This is a genomic window from Flavobacterium gelidicaeli (genome assembly GCF_013294005.1).
In the GTDB taxonomy this organism is placed as follows: Bacteria; Bacteroidota; Bacteroidia; order Flavobacteriales; family Flavobacteriaceae; genus Flavobacterium.
On record NZ_JABSNK010000017.1, the window covers coordinates 1 to 25,960 of the forward strand.

The following is a 25,960-nucleotide window of genomic DNA, read 5'->3' on the forward strand; positions in this document are numbered from 1 at the left end:
CCAATCTTTATTTTTAAAATTTGAATATGTTAATTCTCCCTCACAAACTTTAATTGTATTATTTTTTCCAATAATCTTTTTTGTTTCTCTCGGAGTACCAATAACCAACAAACCTCCTTCAGTATTTAGAAATGCAGTAATCTCCTTAAATATGTCATTAATTTCTACTTCTCCGCTTTTAAATTCGATTACTGATGATTCTTCTTGTTCAGTTGAAAAATATTCTTTTATATCATTTAGTGTTACTTCATTTCTACTTTTTCCAAAAATTTTTTCAATGTAATCTGAATTCATATAATTGTATTTAAGTTATTGAATTCTCCTATTTTTGGCCGAATAGCGCACAACGTTTCGCGGCTTGCGGAAGTGGCGAACTTCGTAACCGATTATTTTCGGCTAAGATAAAATTTCTTGCGTAAGATAAACGTGAATTTACCACATATTTCGCCATTTTTGCAAACCGCTGTTAGCGGTAGTTTTTTTATCCTGCCATATCCATTTTTAAGAAAGTTAGTTTTCCATTTTTCCATTCGAAGTTCCATAAATATGTATATTCTGTTATTTGGTCATTTGGATAAATTTGTTTGCCGATTTCTGAACCGCCTTGATTTCCATATTTTATATAAAATCCATATTTGGACAATTCTATTTTGTAATAGATAACTATCTCTCCATTATCCACGTTGACGTTATAAATGCCTTTGTCAAAAGACCAATTTATATCGTCTAAATTAATTTTTTCGAATGAATTTTTTAAGTAATCAAATCGTCCTTTATAGTCATATTGTAAATCGAATAATTATATTTATCCATTTAAACAAGTTTATTGTCATTCATTAATGTTACTTTAAAATTTTTCAATTCACTGATAAAAATTATCTCGGTCGTTTTTAATTGTTGATGTTTTATCTTGAAATAATTTAATATTTTGTTTTTCGATATTATTGTATATTATTTTCTTATTGTCAGCAGTAGGTTTATACCATTTTATATTTGAATAGTAATTGTTAACGTCTGAACTTTTACATACATAACCTTTTGTTGCAAATAAGTCATTTGTTAAATAACGAATTTCATCCATACTCAAATCATTGATTTGATCAGATTTAATAATTTGTTTTGAACAAGTTGAGCAGTTTTTCAAATTTTGACCAAATGTTTTAACGAAAATTATGAAAGGTAAAAGTGTGAAAAATAATCTTATTTGATTTTGTTATATTTATACGAGTTTGTTTATAAATTTTTACATTAACCTATTTCTGGTGCGGTCATAAAAATTGTCAACCAAAATAAATTCCAAATTAGCCCAAGCACGTTTATACAAAATAGTAGAACATTGTTTTTGAATTTAACTGTGAGTGTAAGTCCCGCTGGAATTAAAATCAAGAAAACTGGTGAAATAAATAACGGAAATGTACCTGTCTGCCAGATTTCAAAAATTATCATCGGAATGTAATAAATATTTGTTAATATTATTAAAAGTGCTGTCATTCTAATGATTACGTTGAATTTCATTTGTCTTACTGTCGTGAGTTTAAAATTACCGCTAACGTTTTGCTGCTTTGAGATGGCTGGAAAATCGTAGCCGCTCAATTTTCGGCTTAACGAAAACTTGATGCGAAACGATAATTCCACTAAATTCCAGCTATATCAAAACAGCTGTTGTGCGTTCGGTTTTATTCTTTTTTGCTTCGTTCAATTTGCAATATTAATTCTTCAATATGTTTTAAGTCACAATGTTGATAAGAAATTCTTTCGGAAGTTTCTCCTCTAAATTCGCTGATTTTTTTCTCTCCAATATAATAATCAAATTTATAATTTCTATTTCCATCGAATGCTAAAATTCGCCATTCTTCAATTTCTTTTTCAATAAATTTTTCAATGAGAATAGTATATTTCAATTTTAAATCAGTTCCAAAATAGGGTATATGTATTTCTTTATTTTTGTTTAACGAATTTGTATTTATTTGGATAATTCCTCTTGAAAATGGATATTTTGTTCTATTTCTGTTTTTATTATACTTATTACTTTGAGGATATAATGAATGAATAATTTTCGTTCCTTTATACAAGATTAGGTTTATTTTTTCTTCAGTTATATTGTCAAATGAATACGCACCGAAATATTTTTCAAATTTATCAGAATCTTTATGGTCGTTATTTTCTATTAAATTCTCTGGAGAATATATTGAATCAGCAATTTTTATAAATTTAGCTGGATAGATATCATTAGGAAATTTACTTTGTGCTTGAAATCCTTCTCCTTTCGGATAAGGTTGAGTTGACCAATACTCATGTCTAATTTTTATATGTTCATAAGCAGTATCTAAATTGCCTTTGATTAAAATCAAATTTTTATCTGATAAAGTTATGATGTTTAAATAGTTTAATTTGGAGACATTAAAAATTTTCAAGCCATAAAACTTAAAAATTGGATTATTTTTAGCTTCTGACTCAATAAGTTTAATTTCGGATTCTGTTAAAATTCTTTCCAATTATATTTCTAGATTATGTTTTTTTCCGTTTTTACACTAAACTGACGCACAACGTTATGCCACTTTGAGATGGCTGGAAGTTCGTAACCCTTCAGTTTTCGGTTTATGCAAAACTTGATGCGAAACGATAATACCACTAAACTCCAGCTAGCTCAAAATGGCGGTTGGCAGTAGTTGTTATTTTTTCTCCGCTAAATATAAATTCGCAATTTCTTCTATAAAATTTTCAGGACGAGAACCCACTAAATTTGTCAAAATCACTACTGAAATATTATCTTTTGGATAAATGTATAAAGCATTTCTATTTCCACCTAATGAAGCAATTACAGGATTTTTAATTCTTGAACTTGAATAAAAACCAATCGAACTTCTGTTTAGAAAATTATTTGTTTCATATATTTCTCCATTTTTTAATGTTATTGGCGCTAGTAGTATTTTCAGATTTTCTGAATTAACTAATTTATTATTTTGTAATGCAATTATCCATTGTGCCATTTCAGTCGCACTTGAATATATACCTCCTGCTGGATTTAAACTTGATGGAATAGGTTGATAAACATTGGTTAGTACATTATTATCTCTAAAATAAGAATATGGCTTTGCTGAATGATTAAATATTTTGTAGAAATCTCCAATTCCAACTTTCATTGAGTTGTTCATTTGGGCTTTCTTGAATATGTTTTCTACAATATATTTTTCATATGATTGTCCACTAACTTTTTCAATAACCATTCCTAGCAATATGTAATTACCTTGCGCATCTTCGTAATCTTCATCTGGAAGAAAAACAAGTGGAAATTCTTTCATTTTTTTGAATAAAACTTCTCTATTTTCTGATAACATATTTCCTTGTGAATCCCAAATTGCAGGAATTCCTGATTTATGAGTAACCACTTGTTTTAGCGTAATATTTTGCCAAGTTTTCGGTAAACTATCTAGATATTTTGAAATTGGTTCATCGAGATTTAATTTACCATTTTCTACTAATTGCATAATAGCAACTCCTGTAAATGCTTTTGTTATGGAATTAATACTGAAAATTGTTTTGTCATCAACAGCAATTGAATCCTCTATATTTGCCAATCCGTAATGACCTTTTTTAACAATTTCATTGTTTTTTATTACGGCTAATTGTAAACCAACAATTCTATTTTTTTGCATTAGTTTTTTTATTTCAACATCAACTTTATCTACTTGAGAATAGGTAAAATTGCTAACTGCAAAAAAGGCAATCAAAAACATTATTTTTTTCATATTTTATTTTATTTGGTTGTTTTGTCGATTTTTTCGGGTACAATTACTGCCAACGTTTTGCCACTTTGAGATGGCTGGAAGTTCGTAACCGCTCAATTTTCGGCTTAACGAAAACGTGATGCGAAACGTTAATTCCACTAAATTCCAGCTAGCTCAAAATGGTTGTTGTGTGATGTGTTTATTTTTTCGGTTTACTCATCTCTTCAATTTCAGGCAAATCTTTTTTATATTGTTCTATATTCCAAGTTATGTTCCAGTGTTTAACATATTCTGCTAAATTTTCTAATCCAACTTCTGCTCTTCTTTTATCTACATTATCAGGGTCAATTAAAGGACAAACATACTGAGTTTTAGTGTTTGGATTTGTACCTATTTGACTTCCGTAAATTTGTTTTCTACCTTCTTGATTTTCTATTCTATCAATTAACAATGCCAATGAACTTGGATCAGCATTTCCTTTTTTAACAGCTTCTTTCATCATAGGTAAATATTTTTTTTGCGTTTCCAAATCATTATGTTGAATTACATAAAATAATGCACTATTGGCTTGAGCACCAACTTTGTCTTTTCCAACCCATCCTTTTTTATCTAATATCTTTTTTACTTTTATTAAATTTATGGAGTCTTTTTGACTCGCGATTTGCCAAAGGTCTTTCATTTCTTTAGAATCTTGCCCGAATTTTTTTTGAGTTTCGTTCATTTGCATTCTATATTTTTGGTCTTCATCTAGAATTGTTAACAATTCAGTCTGCAAAGGTTTGTCATAATTCGCTTCAACTATGTCTATCTTTTTCTTAAGTTCAAAAATGATTTTATTAAATTTTTTATCATTTCTAACATTGTCTAGATCCGAATCAGTATTGATCTGATTTAAATTGTCATATCCATTATTTATAGAAGTTTCTAACCATTTTAATGAGTTCTTTTTATCATTTGCTAAAGATGCAGCACAAGCTGCATTGTAAAAATTATTTTTTGATTCGGGTTTTACTTTAATTGCTTTCGCAAAATAATCTGTTGATATTTTATAATTCTTTGCTTCATAAGAAGAATCTGCTTTTTTTATTAAATCATCGTAATTTTGTCCGTAGGAAGTTAAAATCGTAGCAAATAATGCCAAAAACGTCAATTTATTCATAAAATTTTTTTTATCCGGTTTTTCAAGAACATATCACACAACGGTTCCTGGCTTAGCTTGGTGGGGAACTTATAAGTAGATTATTTTTGGCTGTACGAATATATGAAAAAAAACGGAAATTCCACTAAATTCCCCATCATGCTAAACCAGTGTTATAATATGTATTTTTCTGCACAAAATTTCTTCGTTATTCAATTTTTCAACGCAATACTTTTGGATACAAACGGCATCACTTTAATTTAACCAAACTGCTTTCGGCGTAACGATTTCATCATAAGATTTTTCGACGCAAACTGCATCACTTTAATTGAACCAAATTACTTTCGGCTTAATGAATTCATCAAAATCTATTTCGAAGCAAACTGCATCACTTTAATTTAACCAAAATACTTTCGGTTAAATGAATTCGCCACAATATTTTTCGACGCAAACTGCATCACTTTAATTTCATCAGATTACTTTCGGCTTAACGATTTTAACAGAATTTATTTCGACACAAACTTTTTCAAAACCTTCTTAATAATCATCAATTTTTTGGATTGCAGATTATTTTCTTAGTAGGAGTGAAGTGAGTAATTTTTTCACCGCAAAAATGGCGAAATATATATTATAACTTGTATATAACATCAAATATATACATCTTTTTTGATGTTTTTTAGTTGTCATTCAGTTTTTTCTTATTATTTTCTTCAACTAAACGATCAAGTGGACTTAGAATCTTATCTGTAGCTGTTTTTGATACATGTGTGTAAATTGTTGTGGTTTTAATACTAGCATGACCAAGAAACTTTTGTATGTATCGTATATCTGTGCCGCTTTCTAGCAAATGTGTGGCAAAATTATGCCTCAAAGTGTGTACAGTGGCTTTTTTATCTAATCCTGACTTTTTTAAGGCAGCACGCATCACTGCTTGAGCACTACCAGTACTGTAGGGTTCGCCTGCATATTGTCCTTCAAAAACGTATTTATTTGGTTCGTAAAGTTTTTTGTAAATCTCTAGTGAGTTGACAATCGAGTAGGGTAGCATCACAATACGATCTTTTTTTCCTTTGGCATTTTTAATATGTATTTTATGTTCCAAAAATAATATGTCACGCCATTCTAAAGTTACAATCTCGCTAACCCGTAAACCTGCACCATAACCTATTAATAGTAATAACTTATGTTTAGGGTTGTCTACTGCTCTAAATATTTCTAAACACTCTTCCATGGTTAGTACCGATGGTAATTTTTTTTCTGATTTTGGTCTCGGTAGTTTAAGATCAAAACCTTTTTGATGGTCAATTTGTTGGTAATAAAACAATAATGCATTTACCATACTATGTCCTGATGATGCAGATAGTCCTCTTTCCATTAGCGAAGCTAAATATTTTGTAACTTCTTTTTGTGTTATGGAATGTGGGTCTTTAAAATGATGATCACGTAAAAATTTAAGAAACGAACTCGTATAGGTACGCATTGTAGAACTACTATAATTTAATGCTAGAATAGTATCTACCATCATAGTGATGTATTCATGTGCTGCAGCCGGAACTTGATTAAATAATTGCTCTTTGGTTTTTCTCAAATCTAGCTGCTTTCTATTGGGTAAATTTTGTTTTAACAAATACCCTTTTGGCAGTCTGTTGTTAATAAGTACTTTATGTGGTTCAAACTGCATTCCCATTGCTTCATATACACTAGGTGCAGCGGGTAATAAATAACAATCTTTAATGGTACTGTAACGCGCCATTGAGAACCGTTTTATTTTTTCTCTTAATACAAGAAATGGAGGTACATATACTTCCATCCATTTTATGTCTTCAGGATGTGGTTTTATTACAATAGATTCTGATACAAAGACGGTTTCTTTTTTATAATAATCATTTTCTGGAAAAAAAGAGACTACTCCTAATATTTTTTCAACTTGTGTTTGTACGTTACTATGTCTTAATACCATATACACCTTGTAATTGGCATTCCAATACACTCCTTTAGTAGCTAATAATTGTTTACTAATATGCTGATAATAGTGCATCTTGAAAACCCAGTATTTACCTAAATTTGGTAATAATTCTAAACGCATGTTGGGTGCTAACGATTTTACGGTCGTTATATGTTCAGGGTTATGCAGCACAGGGGCCGAATCTAACTGAAGGTCGCTTTTGGCTATGGCTGGAAGGTCACGGCTTAGGGTAAGGCCGGCCAGCGGTTGCGTTTTTGTCTTTTTTGGGTTATCAATAACCAAATCGCTAAAATTTTGACTAATCAACTTATAGCTCACAACATTATAATCAAAATACCAGCATCGAAGTGACTGACTATAAATACCTCCCAATTGTTTTAATTGATCAATAGTAGTACTATCATACTTAAAGAAAAGTCCGATTCGGTCTGCATCACGATGCCATATCTTTTTTACAATTATTTGCATATAAAGGTTATAAGCAACTAAAATACAACTTTGTTTTTAATAATCGAATATTAAATTGTTGATTTTTAATTATCTACGTCCTTTTTTTGTTTAGAAAGTAATTTGACAGAAGTAGTGTATGGATATTAAGGCAAATTGTAAAGGAATAAACCAATTTTAGTTGTCAAATCGAACGTAGTTAAGATTAGTTATGCTGTTATTACTTATTAATTGAAGCAAAAAAACTATTGAATCCTTATGTAAAATCGAGCGGTGTCGAGATTAGTTATACTATTGTTAATCATTGATTTAAGTGAAAAAAATCTTGAATCCGTATGAAATCGAGTGGAGTCGTGATTAATATTAAAGAGTTAGGCATCACTTTGGCGCGACGCAAAGAAAAACCGAATTAAATCAAAATCTTTTTTTTAATACCATAAATTGGTATATTTGTATAAATTAAAAAATTATGGCACGAAATACATCAATTCTGATTGGAGAATATTATGAGAATTTCATAAACGGACAAATTGCTACAGGAAAATATAGTTCTGTAAGCGAAGTTGTGAGAACTGCATTGAGACATTTTGAAGAAGAAGAAATTCAAAAAAAATCTTTGATAAACGAATTAGAAATTGGAGAAAAAAGCCGAAAAATTAAAAATTTTGACAGAAAAGAAAATTTAGCAATGCTGAATAAAAACTTCCAAAAATAATGGCGGAATATATAATCAGTGAAAAAGCACTTGAAGATTTAAATAACATTTGGGTTTACACTGCCGAAAATTGGTCTGTTGAACATGCAAACAGATATTACAACTTAATTGTTGACGAAATAGAGTATGTATCAGTAAGTTTTGACAAAACTAAAGATTTTAGCAATATTATGAAAAATTATAAATTTTCAAAAGTTAAATCTCATTTGGTGTTTTATAAGAAAACTGAAAATACAGAAATGGAAGTCGTGAGAATATTGCACGAAAGAATGGACTTAAAAAATAGAATTAACGATTAAAAAAGAAAAACGAATGCCTAACAGCCATTTAGCAATATTGTGAGTTTCGTGGTAAATTCATGTTTACGTTTCTCAACATTTTTTATCTTTAACGAAAAAAAATCGGTCACGAAGCTCGCAACATAGCTAAGTGGCGAAACGTAGTAATTAATGAATTATAACTGTCAAATCAATCGGAGTCGAGATTATTTTGTTTGATGTTTTTCTTATAAACATCATCGTTGTTTATAGTTGCGTGAAGGATAGCAGTGAAAATCCTCCCGATTTTTCTTCGGGAGATTGTAACGGATAGCCTGACGCTGCTGCAACGGAGTGGAAGCAGGGGCACGCCCAAATGATCTTTATTGTGAAATTACAATTGCAAAAAAAACCTAGTAACTGCAGCTATCTTGCGGGTTACTAGGTTTATAATTTAAGATGGATCGCGTTTAGCAATCGGCCATGTTTACCGCTATTGCTAAGCCTCCTTCTGAGGTTTCTTTGTATTTGTTATTCATATCCTTGGCGGTTTCCCACATGGTACTCACTACTTTGTCTAAGGGTACTTTTGCATTTTTAGCATCGGTAGATAAGGCTAATTCGGCGGCATTGATTGCTTTTATAGCGCCCATAGTATTGCGCTCAATACACGGAATTTGGACTAACCCGCCTATTGGGTCGCAGGTCAATCCCAGGTGGTGTTCCATGGCAATTTCGGCAGCCATTAAGACTTGTTCTGGTGTTCCACCCATTAATTCACACAGCGCTGCTGCAGCCATTGATGACGATACGCCTATCTCTGCTTGGCAACCTCCCATAGCGGCTGATATGGTGGACCCTTTTTTGAAAATACTGCCTATTTCTCCCGCAACTAACAAGAATTGTTTGATTTCTTTAGGTCCTGCATTATGGTTTTCAATAACCAAATAATACATCAAGACAGATGGGATTACACCGGCACTTCCGTTTGTAGGTGCGGTTACAATACGTCCCAAAGCTGCATTAACTTCGTTTACAGCAAGTGCAAAACAACTAACCCATTTCAGGATTTGGCGAAATTTAACCTCGGTTTTGCGTATTTCTTCTAGCCAACTTTGTGGATCACTATAATTAGACAATCCTATTAATCCTTGGTGCATATCAAAAGCTCTTCGGCGTACGTTAAGACCACCAGGTAAAATCCCTTCAGAGTGGCAACCTATGTACATACACTCGAGCATGGTGTTCCAGATGCGCATTAATTCATGATCGATAACTTCTTCTGTTCGCATCGATTTTTCATTCTCATAAACAATCTCTGAGATGCTTTTATTTTCGCTTACGCAAAAACTTAACAACTCCGCAGCATTATTGACAAGGTACGGAAAAGCGCATTTTATCTTGATTTTTTCCTTGGCATTGGTACGTTCTTCTTTAACCACAAATCCACCTCCAATAGAGTAGTAGGTAGCTGTAAAAGGTGTTCCCAAAGCATCAAAAGCCGTAAACATCATTCCGTTAGAATGAAAAGGCAGGAAGTCTTTATTAAATACAATATCTTCTTTTATATGAAAGGCAATTGGGTATTGGTTCCCCAAAAGGATTTGGTTTGTAGACTCGATTGTTTTTATGATACCATCAATATTTTCAACCGGAATATACTCTGGATCTTGCCCACTTAAACCTAGCATTACGGCAAGATCAGTAGCGTGACCTCTACCCGTAAGGGACAAAGAGCCGTAAAGATCTATTTTTACTCTTGTAATTGTATGTATGATATTCTCCTCTTTTAGCTCTTCTAAAAAGCGTTCTCCTGCACGCCATGGTCCTAGCGTGTGGGAACTTGAAGGACCTACACCAATTTTAAGCATGTCAAAAACCGAAATGCACTCTTCCATATAATTTTTGTTTTATGAGACAAATATAATTGAATTTAGCAATGAACAGTACCAAAAACTTTTAAATATGAAATTTTAATTGTGATTTAGAAACTAGAACTGATTATTTAATAATTTGGAAACAGCTATTTTTTTTGTTTTCCAAAAAAACAAAAGCGTATTTATCTCAATATGATTAAAATGGATACCCTATTGCTAGGTTGAAAACCAAATTCTCATTTCGCCAGGATCCATTACCAAAACTCACTTTGTCCAGTACCCAGCGATTACCATCAGCTAGATAGGATTTTCTTATAGGAAAAGCCAAATCAGTTCGTAAGACAAGGAACGAAAAGTCAAATCGCAATCCAGCACCCACACCTACAGCAAGTTCGTTTAAAAAATCTTTAGAAAATTTTCCTCCCGGTTTATCAGGATCGTCTTTTAGTAACCAAATATTTCCTGCGTCTAAAAACACAGCCCCTTTTACTAAACCGTAAATTTTAGCACGATATTCAGTACTGAATTCTAACTTTACATCTCCAGATTGATCTGGTAAAAAAGTATTGGTTGTTTTGCTGCCGTCAAAAGTTCCTGGTCCTATAGAACGGGCTCTAAAAGCACGAATACTATTGGTTCCCCCATTAAAAAATTGTTTGATAAACGGCATTTGATCTGAGTTTCCATAAGCAAATCCTGCGCCTACAATTAAACGCGTCGCTATTTGAGAATCCTCACTCAGTTTTAAATAATGTCTAAACTCGTTTTCTATTTTTATAAATTGGCTAAAAGGGACATCAAATATTTTCTTTGTATTCCCATCTTTAATATTTGCTCCCGTTGCTAAACCAGTAATATTTCCTGATAAATCAATTTTACCGTTGTAGTAAAAAGTATTCTTTTTTCGCTTTTCCATTGTATTGGTATACGTATAGGAGTAGGTAGGCCCAAAAATTAATTGCTTTTCGATTACTTTCCCTAAAGACGGAAGCGAATCTATTTGCGATTGGTACAAAGCGGTCACATTCTGTGGACTAGCGTACGTAATTTCAGTTAAGTTAAACAAATGCTCTTTACGCTCGTTTTCTTTCCATAAATACCCAAATGAACCTTTGAATGTTTGTAAAGAATATAATTTAGTTCGGTTTTGAAATTCGTATCCTAAAGTCGCTTTTGTCTTTGGAACATAACCACTAGCCGAATGGAATTTAAAAGGTGAAATAATTCTTGGCCAAATTAAATTTGCTTCGGTACCAAAACGATAGACATTAAAGCCATTGTTTTGTCCTGAAACCTGAACTTCTAAACCTCCAAAAGCGGATATAGTTAACTGTTCAGCTCCTTTGAATAAATTACGATTACTCCAGTTTAAATTTAATTCGGTTCCCGTATAATTAGCCGAATTTGTTTTGGCTAAAAGTTCTAATCGAATTGATTTTTTAGGCAATGGAGTAAGGTAATAATAAGCATCTAGAAAATTGCCAGTGGTATCCGCTACTTTAAATTGGTTTTTTACAAATTTAAAAGTCCCTAAATTCACAAGTCGATTCAATGATAAATTATGATTTGTTCTATTGTATAAATCTCCTTTTTTAAAATATAAAGTACGATCAAAAATTCGAGGTTTAAACAAATTGTTTTTGTCAATTATAGTGAAATCATTGTACTGTACAGTTGCTTTAGGATCATTAACAATACTGTCTTTTGCCAACTTATAATTTGGATAAACAATAATTTTGTTGATTTCATATTGATTTTGAGCAAGCGCAGGGATTTCTTTTTTTACTTTCATAATTAAATCTACCTGATGATCAGCTACCGTGCTATCTACCTGTATTAATAAATAATCTTCATTAAAATAATAAAATCCTTTTTCTTTAAGTCGCACATCAATTCGCTCCCGTTCTAATTTAATAATGTCTAGGTTGTATGCTTGGTCTTTTTTCAACAATGTTCTGCGTTGCGTTTTACGCACAGCAATCGCCACTGCCGAGGAATCATCGGGGAATTTTACGGTTCTAATTGTGTATTGTCTCTTTGGATCTAAAGTATAAGTTGCTGTAGCTTTCTTCCCTTTCCGAGTAGAATCTGCAACTGCAGTTGTATTAAAATAGCCACTGTTTTCAGCATAATTTTGCAGCACTTTTTTATTGTATTCTAGATCTACTTTGCTGTATAAAACAGGTGGTTCACCTACTTTTGTGCGCAGCCAGTATCTAAAACCTTTGTCTTTTTTGGGCTCTCCGGCCAAATTGTAAAAGAATAATTTGGGTCTCAATCCTAAAATAGAAGAATTAGGTTTTGGTCGTAATAATGGTGTCAAAGCCGTTTTTAAAGCTTTCCTTTCTTTTTTAGGAGTGGTTTTACTTTCTACTTTTACGGTCGCTCCAGTATATAATAATTCTCCTTCGGGTAAATTGCGAGTACCTGTACATGCTGCTAAAAATAAAGCAGATAGTAGCAAGTAACTTAGGGTATATTTACTCATTATAATGTGTTTTTATGAACTAGTTTTTAGTCTCTTTTCTTTTTTTCGATTGAAACAGTTCTTTGAATTTGTTGTAATCAATGGTTAGTATAAAGGAAACGCCAGTTTCTACTACTTGTCCTTGTAATGCCACTTGGTATTTGTTTACACGATACGCCTTTAATTTATAACGACCGTCTTTAGATAATTGGTATTCTATTGAAACATCACCTGCAATATTATTAGCTTCTTCGTTTTTTTGTTGTGGTCCTTCTAACCCGAAACTACTTCCTACAGTGACTGTTAAGCGGTCGTTCAATAGCTTTTTAGAAAGGCCAACACTTAAATCAGTTCTGTTTTCTAATTGTCCAGTAGTATAATCTTCAGTTGAATTTAAGTCAAAATTTAGTTCGACACCATTAATTAAATCACCCGCTAAATTGTTTAATTGCTGTGATAATATTTTACTAGCACTCTCTCTTGCTAATGACGATACAGATGCTCCTCCAGCCTCACTAGCAAAAGGATTTTCGCCTATAAAACGATTTAATAATAATAGTGCAAATACTTGTTTGTTAAGCTCATCTGGTTGCTGACGCAATTGTGCTAATTTGGCTTGGGTAGTATTGATTATTTCTGTTGATACACTGTTGTTACCGTCAGGTAAAACAATGTCAAAAGTAATGGTAGGTTTAAGCAACTCACCGTTCATTTTTAATTCGGTTTCAAAAGGAATTTTTTGCTTATAAGTATTTCTAACGTCAGTGGTAACGCTTCCTAATTGGTCGTCAACTAAATCAAGTGGAGCAGCTTCGTTTTTATACACCGCAGTAATATTAATATCAGCAGATGTTGGTTCACCTGTCCATAAAATATAACTACCGTTTTTAATATCAAATTTTCGTTTTATGAAATTAAAATTCATTTCATAAGCGCCTTCATTTAACTCGTAACGTCCCGTAAGTGTAGTTTTTCCAGAAGGATCAATACCACCTGTAAGTTCTGCCTCACCTTTTAATTTTAAATAATCTCCATTGGCCTTGTCAATTACAATAGACAATGCGGCATCTTTATCAACTTCAATATTTACGGAGGCATTGATACCTTTTATCTCTGTATTACTTAATGATTCATCTACAGCTATTTTAGTAATCAAAGGCGGATTGTCTTGATCTATAAATTCAACAATTCCCTCACGATCTGCAATTGATGGGTCACTTTGCGGTAAAACAATTGTAAAATCAGTATCGCCATTTACTTTGATGCTTCCTTCAACTGTAGGATTATTTAAGTCTCCCTTTATACGTAAATTATTGTTTAGGTACATTTCGCCATAATAGGCGTCATTGTCTTTTTCTTTAGAATTGACTGCTTTAAAGTTTTTTGCCACAAGAGTAAGGTCAAATCCAGGATTTGTAAAATCCTGTGTACTTATTGTACCGTCAATTACCATGTCATTGTCTTTCTCGTCTTTAATGGTAAATTTATTTAAGACAACATTATTCGCATTAAATTGAATGTTATCATTCATCCCTTTAAAAGTTGCGTTAAGAGGCGTAACATTGAACCCTATTTCATTAAATTTTAAATTTCCTACAACTTTTGGTTGACTGGCTTTTCCTGTAATGTTTAGCTTTCCGTTTATAAAACCGGTACTTTCTTTTAGGTTCCCTAAGGTGAATCCTTGTATACTTTTTAAATTTAATTTAGCAACATCCAGATTCATGTTTAAAACTCCCGCAGTAGCAGCATAAGTTCCTGCTAAATCAAGCTGGTTTCCTTGCCCAGTAATACCTACTTGCGTATTGTAAGTATCGGCTACGTTATTGTCTACATGAATTGCTACCGTTCCTAGTGTGTCTTCTTTGAAAGCAAAATTATCAACTTTTAAATCAGCAGTAAATAGGGGAGTGGTGCTTAGGTTTTTGATTAAAGCATCACCATTGATATTTCCGTTGATTTGTAAATCACTTTTTTCAACAAAACTACTGATTGTTTCAATCTTGAAATCTTTAAAATTCACTGCCAAAGGAGCATTTGCTTTTTCTGATTGCGATTGTACTTGAATATTACTGCCTGAATTGCTTAACTCAAATTGATTAGCGTATATTCCGGTAGTCCCAAAACGAATTAGATTGTCTGCGGCTACTTGCCATGATTCATAATTCAAAACTAAATTTGCAGGATCAAGGTGTAACTCCGTATTTCCTTTATTCGATTTTACATTACCAGCAATTAAATAGCGTTCTTGATCTTTTAAATCTTTTAACTGCAATTGGTAGGCAGCAACATTATCTTTTAATTGCCCTGTGATCGCGGTGTAGGGTAACTGGAATTGGTTGTTTTGAATGTCATCAACTATAAATTCATAATTTAATGCTTTATCCGCAGTGTTTATATTTACAACAGCATTAGTAATTTTATTTTGACCGTAAACTAATTTTGGAATCTGACCATTAATTACTATAGAATCATTAACCGTATTGTATTTACCTGAAATTGCTATGGGTTCCATACTTTGAATTTCAGGAACAATCTTCAATAATAACGGGCTGCTAGTTACATTAAGTTTAAAATCGAAATTTTGTTTTTCACTTTCTTGTTTTTTCGCTTCAGGATTAATATCATAGTATGTAGCAAGTGAGTTTTGTAATGCGTTGGCAATTTTAGACAATTTATATTTTCCTATAATCTCTGCATTTAAAAAAGGAGATTTTACAACAATTGCCGTTGTGTCTGGTTTGGCTGTGGCCAATAAACTAATAGAGTCCGTAACAATTTGTTGTTCAGCATCAGCAATTGTTAAATTCATAACGGTCAACTTACCATTTAAGTAATCTAAATTAGCCGATTGAATATCAGCATCAATAGCGCCTCTAATTTTTAAAGGACCTGCATGAAGATTTAGTTTTTCTAAGTCGGCAATATCTACATTTAGTTTTGCTTTTACAGCAGGATATTTGTCTTTAAAACTTCCGCTACTAATTAAATCAAAAGTTAAATTGGGATTATTCATATCTGCTGCTATAGAAAATAATCCGTTGTTGATGTTTCCGTTAAGGGCTAGATTTTGATACGTATATTTGTTGTAGGTTAGTTTTTGTAAAGTTCCTTCAATCTTGGCTTTGGCAGTTTTTGGATCTAAACCTGTTCCTATAGCATTGGCTTTTAAGCTGATTTTACCAATAGTTTTGTCTTTTAATAATTTTCCTAAATCAAAATTGGTCAGGTTCACTTGCGCTTTATAAGCTTCTTTGTTTTTTATTCTTTGATCAAATAACGCATTAATCTTTGCACCTCCGTAAGAACTTCCTAAAACAAGATTAGTATTAAAGTTGGTGATTGTTCCTTTAAAAGTTCCATTTACGTTCAATTGCGCGGGTAGTTGTATCGTACTAGGAATGGTCCCTTTTGGAGTAAAAGATTTAATGTCTTTAGCACTTGATTTTAATTCTTTTATATCTAAGTCAAAAAAAGCTTTGTCTACATCAGGTAATCCCGTAATTGTTCCGCTGGCAGCAATCTTTGTCGTTCCAATGCCGCTGATTTCCAGTTTCGGAATTTGTAGTTTTTTTAGTTTTCCTGTTACTTTACTGTTGATTAATAAAACAGCATTAGGATTGTCTTTAAAAGGGACTGTACTCGAAAGTGTAGGTACAAATATCAGCACATCTTGAAATCCTAATTCACTATTTTTTAAGTTGGCGTTTACACTTAATTCGGCTAAGTTTTTACTAACCGTTTCAATAGAAGGATAACCAATTTCAATATTGTCCTTTAATGTTGTTTGTGGCGTTTTCAGACTTAGATTTTTCAAGTAAGCATTTTTTCTTCCGTAGAAAAAGTCAGTTGTGAAGGAGTGTATTACTAAGCCGCTTTTTTCTTTAACTTTTAAGGAATTTAGGTTCCCGTCAATACTCAACGGACTATAATGCAAGTTTTCTAAGTCTAATGCAAGTGATTTGATAGCTAAATGTTGGTAATCTATTCCTTTTTTAACGGCTACAGCATTATCATTATCAAATTTGAAATTGATATTTTTAAATGCAGTTTGTTTGATTTTTATTTCTAATTTGCTTGTTTCTGATGGAGTGGTAGCAAGTTCTGTTTTTTTATTATTAGTTTTTCCAATTAGTAAATTTCCTGTGGCATTTTCGAATACAATAGCATCAATAATATAGAACTGGTTACTGATGTCTGTTTTTGTAAATTTTGCGCCAAGCTTTCTAAATTTAATAGCAGTGGCTAGATTACTTTTTTCATCAGAATAGCTAATGTCAAATTTTGATAAATCTACTTCTCCAAGTACAATATTCAAATTTTCTTCGGCAGTTGTTTCTTTTGCGGAAGCGGCTACCTCATTTATCTTTTCAGCAAGCCCTTGTGACAGTTTTAATTGTAAGCCTTTGATGGTGATTTTAGGAATTTCAAAATCCATTTTATCCAAATCAAAACTTTTGATTCGGGTATCTAAATGCTTCAAGTTAAATGCTAAATCATTTTTAGTATAGGCATCATTATATTTAATTTTTATATTATCTAAATTAATTTTATCAAGCGAAAACTGCATAGGAGTAGAGGCTGCTTTAGGCTCTAAAGTATCTGCTGAAGCAAAAGCTTTAATGAGGTAATCAAAGTTAAAAATGGCATTTTCATCTCGACTCACATTAGCCGTTATGCCTTTTAAATCAATAGAATTAATAGTGATTTTATTGTCTATTAAATCAAACATATCAAGGTCAACGGCAAGTTCTTTACCTGCTAATAAAGTGTCTTTATTTTGCCCTTCAAAATAAACCCCTTTTAGGATTACTTTTTTAGGAAAACCTATTTGTAGTTTATCAATTGCAACTTTTGTTTTTACTTTTTCTTGGATATAGGCAACAACTTTTTGCTTCGCTAAATTTTGCACGGAGGGAACTTGAATAGCAATTAGAACCAAAAGTAGTAATGCAAAAATTACTCCTACAAACCAGAGGAATATTTTTAAACTTATCTTAAAGTATTTTTTCAAAAGCAAATAATTTTAGGTGTAAGTTGTTCTTATCAAAATGATTGAATTTCAACTTAATTAAAACGATTCACAAAGATGAAAAAATTAATCTGATATATATTACAACCATAACATTTAATATTATAAAATTATAAACAAAAATGATTGTTGAGGCTGCTATTCTAGTACTCTTCAAGAAGTAATTCACTACTGTAAAAAAACAATTATTAATAGTGATTTATAGGTCCAGTTCTTTAATTTGCTTTTCTAAAGAGCGCGCATAATTGTAGCCGTATTCAAAGATTTCATCTGCTTTTTTTAGATTAAAAAGACTAAATTGACTCATATTAGGTGGTTCAATATATAAGGAGCACAAGTTTGTTTGCTCTTGTACTGAACTCTTCATTGCCAGATGAAAACAACGGTCTACAATATTATTCATATGCACTTGATCGACCTCTTTCTTAATTGAATTTACGTAGCTACCTATAATTACATCGCACTGCCCAATCAAAGGTTCAATAGGAAAATTGTTCATTACACCACCATCAACATAAAGTGAATCATTGTACTGTATTGGTTGGAAAACTAAAGGAATGCAGGAAGAAGCCATTAAAGCTTGAGAAAGATTACCAGAGGAGAAATAAACCAACTCGCCTTTTAAAATATCTGTAGCGGCAACGTATAGCGGAATCTTTAAATCTTCAAAGGTATTTGTTGGTAAAAATTCATTATAAATTCCTTGAAAACCTCTCATTGCAAATAAACCTTGTCTTTTTATCAGGAAATTAGAAAAATTAAAGATTTGGCTTTTCTTTAAAATAGTTAAGATTTCATCAACCGAGTAATTAGCAGCATAGAAAGCCCCAGCAATAGCGCCTGCGCTAGTTCCAGAAATATGTGAGAATTCTATACCAAATTCCTCTAATGCTTTTAAAATACCCAAATGTGCCATTCCACGTGCGCCTCCACCAGATAAAACAATTCCCACTTTCTTTTTCATTCTTGTATTGTTTTTTAAGGTTACGAAACAAAACTAGTAAACTATTCATAAAAAAAGCTGATAATCAATAAAATGGTATGATTATCAGCTTTTTTACTATTTAAAGGTAGTTATTATAACGAAATAAAATCTTCTGTTTTAGGGAAATTTGTTAATGCTTCTACCGCAATTTCAGGTGTAGGATTAGCAATTTTTCTTAACTGAGTATCCATCCAAGCACCGTCTACTGTAATTGTAGCATACAATTGCCCTTCGGGATTTTTAAATTCATGAACAATAGTCCATCTTGAAGCATCCGGTTTCATTTTAGAGATTTTAGTATGCATGATAACTACATCAGAAAGTTTAATTTCTTTTCTGAAAACACACTCTTCTCTAAATAAAATAGGCCCAAAATGATTTATTTGTAATACTTTCATGGTCAAGCCAAGACTTTCTAGGATTTCAATACGATGTTGTGCACCAAAATCATAATAAGCGCTGTGGCGAACGTGAAAATTAGGGTCTAAATCTGACCAACGTAAAGATAATTGTTTTGTATATGATGTCATTCTATGGGGTTTTTGAAACTACTACTGAAATAGTCAATAGTAATTTCAAAATTAGAGAATTTTATTCATATTTCTAAGCGTATTGATTTAGAATAATGATCAATTTTTGATAATTCTTTCATACCCTTTAGAAAACAACTTGTTATACGTTTTACCAATTAACAGGCTGCAACTAATTCACTGTCTTTGTGTTTTTTTGAGAATTCAGGTGCTACCACAATAGTTTCTAAAGGGCTAATTTGTAATTGATGTTGTGCTACTTGGTATTTATTAAAGTTATCCCATTGAGGAGCTGCGTTTAATTTTTGACCAAACATAGCGTCTACACATACATTATTGTCTTTGTATTTGTCGTGTAAAACAGCTACAATCTTAAAGAAGAATTCATCTAGTAAAACTATAGTATCAAATTCGGCTTTTAAAGTACTGTAATTATCGTTTGAATGGTCAAGTAATTGTAGTAAATCCATTACTTCTGCTTTTTCTAACGCATCAATTTCAGTTAAATAACCATATTTTAATGTTTTGAAAACCAAATTATTCCATGCAATGCTATCATGTCCCCATTTTACATCTGGGAGGTTCAGCGCATGTTCACATATTAATATAATAGCAAAAAGTACGTCGTTTAAATATTCAGCAGGGAATTCATCAAGACTTCTAAATTCAAATCCGCTTTGGTACATTTTTTCTTGGTTGAAATCAAGACCAACCTCTGGAAGTAATTCATATTCCATCTCTTGCTCAATTCGATCTCTCCACCAGATGTTGTCTTCTTTTTCGAATTGTAGTAATTTTCTAAAATCATCCACTTTATACGTTAGAATTTTCCCTTTTGGCATCGCTTTGTTGTATGTTCCCACACCTATGTAGCGAGACATAGCACTGCGCATTGAACCCAAAGTGAATTGCTTGTCTAAATTATACTTGTTACTAATAACACCCATAATATCAGGGCTTCCTAAAGTAGCGATAAAAAACGGCTCAAACCATTGCAGTAGATAGATTGCGTTGCTGTGTGTCTTTTCAAAAGCAGTGTAATCTACGATACGGCTATCTTCGGTAAGCGTAGGTAGGGTGATGTGAAAATGATAGGTTCCGTTATTGAACAATACAAGATTTTCTTGATTGGTCATAAACATATTAATACCTGAATTGTAATCTGGATAGCTTAGTTTTTCGTTCAAAACAGCTGCTCCGTTTAGTTTATCCAGAAATAATTTTTTGGTTGCTTTTAATTCTTTGCAGGAATCAACTACGGTTCTATTTTCAAAATATTTAGTAACAAATTCAATAGAATCGCCATCAAAATGTACTGATCCCATAGTTTTCTCTCTTTGGGTAATCATACTTTGAATATTGTAAGGCTGATTGTTTAAAAAAGATTCCATGATTGACTGTCCTAAATATTCAGGATTGTCTATAGGTTGCGGTTTTACATCAATAGTTTCATCTGTTTTTACAGCTATCGTTTTGTGTTGGAAATTAATATCCAGTTTTTCTAAAGAATGACTGTTCATCATTCTACTTACTTTATAATTTCTATTGGGATCAAACCCTTTTGCTAATAAAGGAGCAATGCTTTCCGTCTTGTAGTTTTTTGTGTAATCAATACTATATTTCTCAAAACCAATTTTCTCTTGTATAAACTCACCAGTAACTATTAAGGATTCTTCAAATTGTAGGTAGGTTTCGTTTTCTAATCCAATACCCCAATAATATTTTGCTGTGTGATTTTCTTTCATTTATACGAGTTCTTTTTTTGATGTTATTAGCTATTCATTTTATTGTTGCGGTATACTGATTTTCTAGCAGGAATTCATCGAAACCCATTTAATAATAGTGTTTCAGAATTAACTGACTGCTGTCAAAAAAGTTTTTTTACTTTTAAATTATAGAAATTTAATTTCAGTCTTAGAAATTTAGTTTTGTATCGACGAAACGATTGATAAAAAGAAAAATTTTATAATGTATTTACAAAATTACAGATGATTCTAATTTCTTTTATTTCAATGTTTTAAGTAGACGAATAGCACCGTTTTTATTTTTGCTATTCTTGTATTTTTCCAGAGTGCAAAAGTACTTTTTTATTTTGGTTTTTCCAACAACAGAATGCTATTGAAAGTAAGTAATATTTAAGAAGTTTATTTTTTGATAAAAAGAGTCGCTTTATAAGTAAATAATAATATTTAATTACTTGATTTTTATCACTTTATATAATTATAAAAATAAAAAACACTTCGGTTTATAATACCTATTTATTGATACTATTTTTCTTAGTTTTATTTATTGGCTAAAAAAGTAATTTAGCCTTTGTTTTTAGTAATTAAATTAAACCTCAATTAATCATGATAATAAAATACAGATGAAGAGTACAATTCGTTATTCCACCAATCCTTTTTAATAGTCGTAAAATACTTGTAATTCACTTTTCCAGCTTGCGATTGTAATGGGTAAATTACCTTTTCGTTTTCACGATACGCTTTGTGTTGCTTAGTTTCTGGAACTACGGGAACAATATGTCCTGAGAGTCCTCTTTGTCTTCTTTTGGCACAAATAATACCTACGCCGCCGCTAGTATTTACTTTTTCTTGCATTTTGTCAATGCTTAAAATTCTTTTCCATCCAAAACTGCTTCCCCATTTCAAAAACCAATCGTGAATAGCACTGGAGTAAATAGTTTGTACGGTTTCGCCATAGATCGCTTCCACTTCTTCTCCGTTAAGGATTTTTTCTATGGATTCATCTGTCCACCAAACGGTAGGGAGATAAACATTGGTAAAATAGCAGTAATCAAAGGAGTATACGTTGCAGTACGTATCTTCAACTGTTCTTTTATATCGAATATTTCCTGTTACATCTAGTTTTTCAATAAGCTTTGCAATACTTTCTTTTTTAGTAGCTGCATTCGTTTCATCTCTAAAAGGAATACTGGCGTCACTAATGGGTTTGTATTTCATCTTGGTAGAATCTAGGCGAGATAATACATCTGGTAAAAAACCAGCCGCTTTTATTCTGGAATCAGGTAAGCTATCAGCAATTATTGACGCATTATTAGTAACAGTATCATTCTTCATTTTAACTCATTTTATTGGTTTAGTTTTGCCTTTAGAAAACAAAAATTTTAATTTCCGTCCTTAAAATTTAATCGGGCTAACTAGGTACTATTTAAAAAAAAGCTTGAGTTCTTGAATAAACAAGCGCTAAATAGTATCGTTTTTCTCTAAAAAATAAATGTAATAAAAAAAACGACATTAGGATATGTAATCGATGCTTTTAAATTTTAAAATAGCGATTTATTCAAATTAAGAAGTTCATAAAATAATATTATTAGAAAAATAATGTGTCTAAAAATTTATTCTCAAACTAGCATTAGGTGTGATTCCAAGTGATTTATTGTCTACTTGAATGGTTTTATCAGTTGTAGTAGGATCTACTTTATAATAGCGGTTAATAGTATTTTTTTCATTTGTAAAGTTAATTACACCCGCATTAAGGTTGGCTTTAATCTTTTTTGAAAGTTGGAAACTATAACTCAAAGAGGCATCCAAACGCATGAAATTATCTAGATTTTGACTATTGGGAGCGTCATAATTTACTCTTGTAGTATTGCCTTTTTTTATGGTTTCGTTTCCAGTAACTGGAGTAGTATAAGGCTGACCATTACGCCAGTTTGCACCTATTGATACTTTAAAGTTATTGGTGATTGAATAATTATAACCAACAGAAAAGGAATGTCTTATATCAACATTATTTGGGAATTCTGACGGTGTGAAACTAGCAAACTCATAATCATTACGGCTAAAGGTGTAACTCAACCAAGTACTGTATTTTTGAGTAGTTTTATTAATCAAAAATTCCACTCCTTTATTTGTATAAATACCATTTGCAGTTTCATATTGAAAATTATTATAAAAACCTTGATTAGAAGCTGTAATACCATCAACAATTTTATAAAATCCAGTAAGGTCAATGTTCAGTTTATATCTTTTAAAACCAATTCCTAGTGAAGCTTGTTTACTTTTAGCAATAGGAATAGTATTATTATTAACTAAAACCCATCTTCTTTTTTCAACACCTAGAAAATCGTCTTCAAAATCAATTACTTGTGTGCTTGTTTGATTTTTAAATTCTCCTTCAAATTTAATGGAAAAAGCAGCCGTAAGTTGTTGTCTAAAGTTGATCCTTGGTTCAAACAGAAGCTTTTTAAATTTCTCATAATAGTTTAGCCTAGCACCAATACGTAAATAACTATTGTTTTTATGGTATTCAGTTTCTACATAAAAAGCATGATTTGCTAAAACATCTTTTTTAGTACTTGAATAATCTGGGTTTTTTACTGTGGTTTGATTTAGCATTCCAGTTTCAGTAAACTGATAACCCATTAGTAATTTTAAGAATTTAGAAACCGTATAATTACTGCTTAACTTTATACCTGTTTCTAATACCTCATTAGCTTCTGTAAGCTGTTGCTCATTTATAATTCGGTAATCAATAGCATCAATATTGTATTTAGAATAGTAGCCAATCAATTGAGTGTTGAACTTACTATTCCAATTTGCATTCCAGTTTGCGCCGTACCCAACATTTTTTTGCGCAAGCGAACTAGACTTAGACTCTGTCGCAGTATTAGAATTAATTTCGTTGTATACTAAAGCATTATTTATACCGATAATATTTGCTCTAAATTCGTGTTTATCGTTTAAATCAAACAGTAATTTTGCAGTATAGTCATAAAAATAGAAATCAGAATTGGTGTTGACGCCTTCACTGTTTCTTTTTATTTCTGAATCTTGAAAGCTTCGGTCAAAATAATTAGTAAATGTAGGTGTGTTAATCAAATCAGTCACAGAGCGACGTCCCGAAATATCGAGTTGTAAATTAGCCGCTAACGGAATTTCTAAAAAGGCATCAGCACTTATTAAATTAATTCCAGCACCACCTGAAAAACTGTTGCCTACTTTGTCATTTGTATGCATCAAAATGGTGCTAGATACGCCATCACTGTAAGCTGCACTAGTCCCATTTTTTATGACTTCTACTTTATTTGTAAGGTTAGGATTATAGGCAGATATGAGACCAAAAAAGTGTCCTGAATGGTACATTTTAATATTATCCCAAATCATTAGATTTTGATCATTTGTACCGCCACGTACATTAATATTAGCGATACTTTCATTAGTACTTTCAATTCCTGGTAAAGCTTGTATGGATTGTAAAATATCTGGCTCGATTAAACCAGGTAGGATTCCGAATTTCTTGGTGTTTAAAACCGTGCTTCCATCTAAATATTTTTGTAAACCACTAGTAAGAAAGCTGGTGATTAAGACTTGATTTAGTTCCTCTTTACTGGGTTTTAAAAGTAGTTCAATACAACTATCAACTGTAGAAAATAATTGTTTAGCAGTATAAATTTTTTCTTCATAACCTATATAACTAATGGTTATAAAAGCGTTTATCGGAATACCGTTTATTTTAAACCTTCCTTTGTTGTTACTAACCGTATGCAGCCCAGTGTTATTTATATGAATTGTAGCTCCAATTAACGGTGTTTTAGAATTAGAATCTAATAGTACACTACAAATGGTAAAGGTTTTATTTAAAACTGAAACAGTGACGTAGCGGTTGTCTAACGTTTTAAAATTCAGTAGTACATTAGCATTTAAATACGCTAATGTTTGAGTTAAACTAAGCATTTCATTTGGTGGCGTTATGGCAATATTGGTCACATCTTCAACCGCATAAGAGAATTTTACATCAAACTGTTTTTCAATTTTTGTTATGAGTTGTGTTAAGGGTATTTTGTTTTCCTTACTTTGGCTATAGCCAATTAAATGTAGGCAAAAAATGATACAAATGAGGTACTTATTATAGGCCATAATTGTAAAAAGAGATTGTTTTTCCGTCAGTTTTATAGCTTAATTTAAGCGGAATTGTTACGGATTCTAAAGCAATTTTTTGATTTGAATGCGTAAAACTTCCAGTGAATAATTTAGAAGTATCTACATCATCAACTTTTATTTTAATATCGTATTGTCGTTCGAGTTCAGCAATTACTTGACTTAATGGAATGCGATCAAAACTAGATTCTTTCTCCATCCAAGAAGGATTTTGAGACTCAAAGTTGGCTACAGATGCTATTTGCTTATTAACCACTCTAAAAGTTTTCCCAGGAGGTAGTTTGATGGTTTGATTATTATAAGTAACGCTTACTAAACCTTCATAGCAACTTACTTCATAATAATTGTCTCGTTGCTTTACATTAAAATGTGTTCCTAGTACTTTTACAACTCCATCAGTGGTATTTACACTAAAAGTTTTTCCTTTTTGTACTTGAAAATACGCTTCACCTAGTAGTGTTAAAGTACGATATTCATCCCATTTGCTTTTATTAAAAGTAATTTTTGAATTTGCATTTAATAGCACTTGTGAATTATCAGGTAAATTAAAGGTTTGCGTTTGTGCTATATGTGTTTCAAATGTTTGCGTAGTATTATTAAACAAGAAATAAGCCGAAGTAAGTAGTACAACTACAGCGGCAGCTACTTTATAAAACTTACTAAAATTTAAATGTCTTACTTTAGTTTTACTTTTATTTTTAGACGAATTTTTTGCTCTAAAAGCTTCAAGTGCGACTTCAGCATCAATTGAAGGTGCTTGCATTTGAGCAGTATAATGTGCAATTTTTTCTAGTGTTTCAAAACCTTCTGACTTTTTTAAATCATTGATTTCTTCACTAGAAAGTTCGTTATTTAACCATTTTAATATTTCTTTTTCGTCTTTCATTTTCTTGCATTATATATATAAGACAACTTAAA

Annotated in this window: 18 protein-coding genes; 2 read left to right on the plus strand and 16 right to left on the minus strand. The window is 31.6% G+C overall.

What is annotated here, in order from left to right; all coding sequences use genetic code 11:
* From HNP99_RS16290 to HNP99_RS17805, 7 genes are all read right to left on the minus strand, one after another.
* On the minus strand, positions 1-294 hold a 294-nt coding region (locus HNP99_RS16290), incomplete at its 3' end, for an AlbA family DNA-binding domain-containing protein (protein WP_173854512.1).
* A 568-nt stretch (positions 295-862) separates the two neighbouring features.
* On the minus strand, positions 863-1,144 hold the full coding sequence (locus HNP99_RS16295) for a YARHG domain-containing protein (protein ID WP_173854513.1): 282 nt from the start codon (positions 1,142-1,144) through the stop codon (positions 863-865).
* Positions 1,145-1,248: 104 nt separating this feature from the next.
* Positions 1,249-1,515 carry a hypothetical protein gene (locus tag HNP99_RS16300; RefSeq protein WP_173854514.1) on the minus strand — a complete coding sequence of 89 codons (267 nt, stop codon included), beginning with the start codon at positions 1,513-1,515 and terminating at the stop codon, positions 1,249-1,251.
* Positions 1,516-1,676: 161 nt separating this feature from the next.
* Positions 1,677-2,495 (minus strand): hypothetical protein, encoded by an 819-nt coding sequence (locus tag HNP99_RS16305; protein WP_173854515.1) that lies wholly within the window; start codon positions 2,493-2,495, stop codon positions 1,677-1,679.
* Positions 2,496-2,672: 177 nt separating this feature from the next.
* The gene (locus HNP99_RS16310) at positions 2,673-3,749 is read right to left on the minus strand and encodes a serine hydrolase domain-containing protein (protein ID WP_173854516.1); all 1,077 of its coding nucleotides are present in this window, start codon (positions 3,747-3,749) and stop codon (positions 2,673-2,675) included.
* A 178-nt stretch (positions 3,750-3,927) separates the two neighbouring features.
* On the minus strand, positions 3,928-4,887 hold the full coding sequence (locus tag HNP99_RS16315; protein WP_173854517.1) for a DUF6624 domain-containing protein: 960 nt from the start codon (positions 4,885-4,887) through the stop codon (positions 3,928-3,930).
* A gap of 655 nt (positions 4,888-5,542) precedes the next feature.
* Positions 5,543-7,300, minus strand: a complete 1,758-nt coding sequence (locus tag HNP99_RS17805) for a tyrosine-type recombinase/integrase (RefSeq protein ID WP_173854518.1) — start codon at positions 7,298-7,300, stop codon at positions 5,543-5,545.
* A 448-nt stretch (positions 7,301-7,748) separates the two neighbouring features.
* Between HNP99_RS17805 and HNP99_RS16325 the strand changes: the two genes are divergently transcribed.
* Together HNP99_RS16325 and HNP99_RS16330 are read left to right on the plus strand one after the other, a co-directional pair.
* On the plus strand, positions 7,749-7,994 hold the full coding sequence (locus tag HNP99_RS16325) for a type II toxin-antitoxin system ParD family antitoxin (RefSeq protein ID WP_173854519.1): 246 nt from the start codon (positions 7,749-7,751) through the stop codon (positions 7,992-7,994).
* The gene (locus HNP99_RS16330) at positions 7,994-8,293 is read left to right on the plus strand and encodes a type II toxin-antitoxin system RelE/ParE family toxin (protein WP_173854520.1); all 300 of its coding nucleotides are present in this window, start codon (positions 7,994-7,996) and stop codon (positions 8,291-8,293) included. Before HNP99_RS16325 ends, HNP99_RS16330 begins: the two co-directional genes overlap by 1 nt.
* Positions 8,294-8,721: 428 nt before the next feature.
* Here HNP99_RS16330 and HNP99_RS16335 read toward each other — a convergent pair whose 3' ends face one another.
* From HNP99_RS16335 to HNP99_RS16375, 9 genes are all read right to left on the minus strand, one after another.
* Positions 8,722-10,149 carry an L-serine ammonia-lyase gene (locus HNP99_RS16335; protein WP_173854521.1) on the minus strand — a complete coding sequence of 476 codons (1,428 nt, stop codon included), beginning with the start codon at positions 10,147-10,149 and terminating at the stop codon, positions 8,722-8,724.
* Between the two features lie 175 nt (positions 10,150-10,324).
* Positions 10,325-12,616: a translocation and assembly module lipoprotein TamL gene (gene tamL, locus HNP99_RS16340; protein ID WP_173854522.1), complete on the minus strand. Its 2,292-nt coding sequence runs from the start codon at positions 12,614-12,616 to the stop codon at positions 10,325-10,327.
* 19 nt (positions 12,617-12,635) lie between these two features.
* Positions 12,636-17,609, minus strand: a complete 4,974-nt coding sequence (locus HNP99_RS16345) for a translocation/assembly module TamB domain-containing protein (protein WP_173854523.1) — start codon at positions 17,607-17,609, stop codon at positions 12,636-12,638.
* A gap of 217 nt (positions 17,610-17,826) precedes the next feature.
* Complete coding sequence (locus HNP99_RS16350) at positions 17,827-18,591, minus strand: patatin-like phospholipase family protein (RefSeq protein ID WP_173854524.1); 765 nt, start codon at positions 18,589-18,591, stop codon at positions 17,827-17,829.
* A gap of 113 nt (positions 18,592-18,704) precedes the next feature.
* Positions 18,705-19,142, minus strand: a complete 438-nt coding sequence (locus tag HNP99_RS16355; protein WP_173854525.1) for an acyl-CoA thioesterase — start codon at positions 19,140-19,142, stop codon at positions 18,705-18,707.
* Between the two features lie 158 nt (positions 19,143-19,300).
* Positions 19,301-20,887: a hypothetical protein gene (locus tag HNP99_RS16360; protein WP_254596882.1), complete on the minus strand. Its 1,587-nt coding sequence runs from the start codon at positions 20,885-20,887 to the stop codon at positions 19,301-19,303.
* A 597-nt stretch (positions 20,888-21,484) separates the two neighbouring features.
* Complete coding sequence (locus HNP99_RS16365; protein WP_173854526.1) at positions 21,485-22,219, minus strand: hypothetical protein; 735 nt, start codon at positions 22,217-22,219, stop codon at positions 21,485-21,487.
* Positions 22,220-22,489: 270 nt separating this feature from the next.
* Complete coding sequence (locus tag HNP99_RS16370) at positions 22,490-25,021, minus strand: TonB-dependent receptor (protein WP_173854527.1); 2,532 nt, start codon at positions 25,019-25,021, stop codon at positions 22,490-22,492.
* The gene (locus HNP99_RS16375) at positions 25,011-25,928 is read right to left on the minus strand and encodes a FecR family protein (RefSeq protein ID WP_173854528.1); all 918 of its coding nucleotides are present in this window, start codon (positions 25,926-25,928) and stop codon (positions 25,011-25,013) included. The genes HNP99_RS16370 and HNP99_RS16375 overlap by 11 nt, the downstream gene beginning before the upstream one ends.
* Positions 25,929-25,960: the final 32 nt, after the last annotated feature.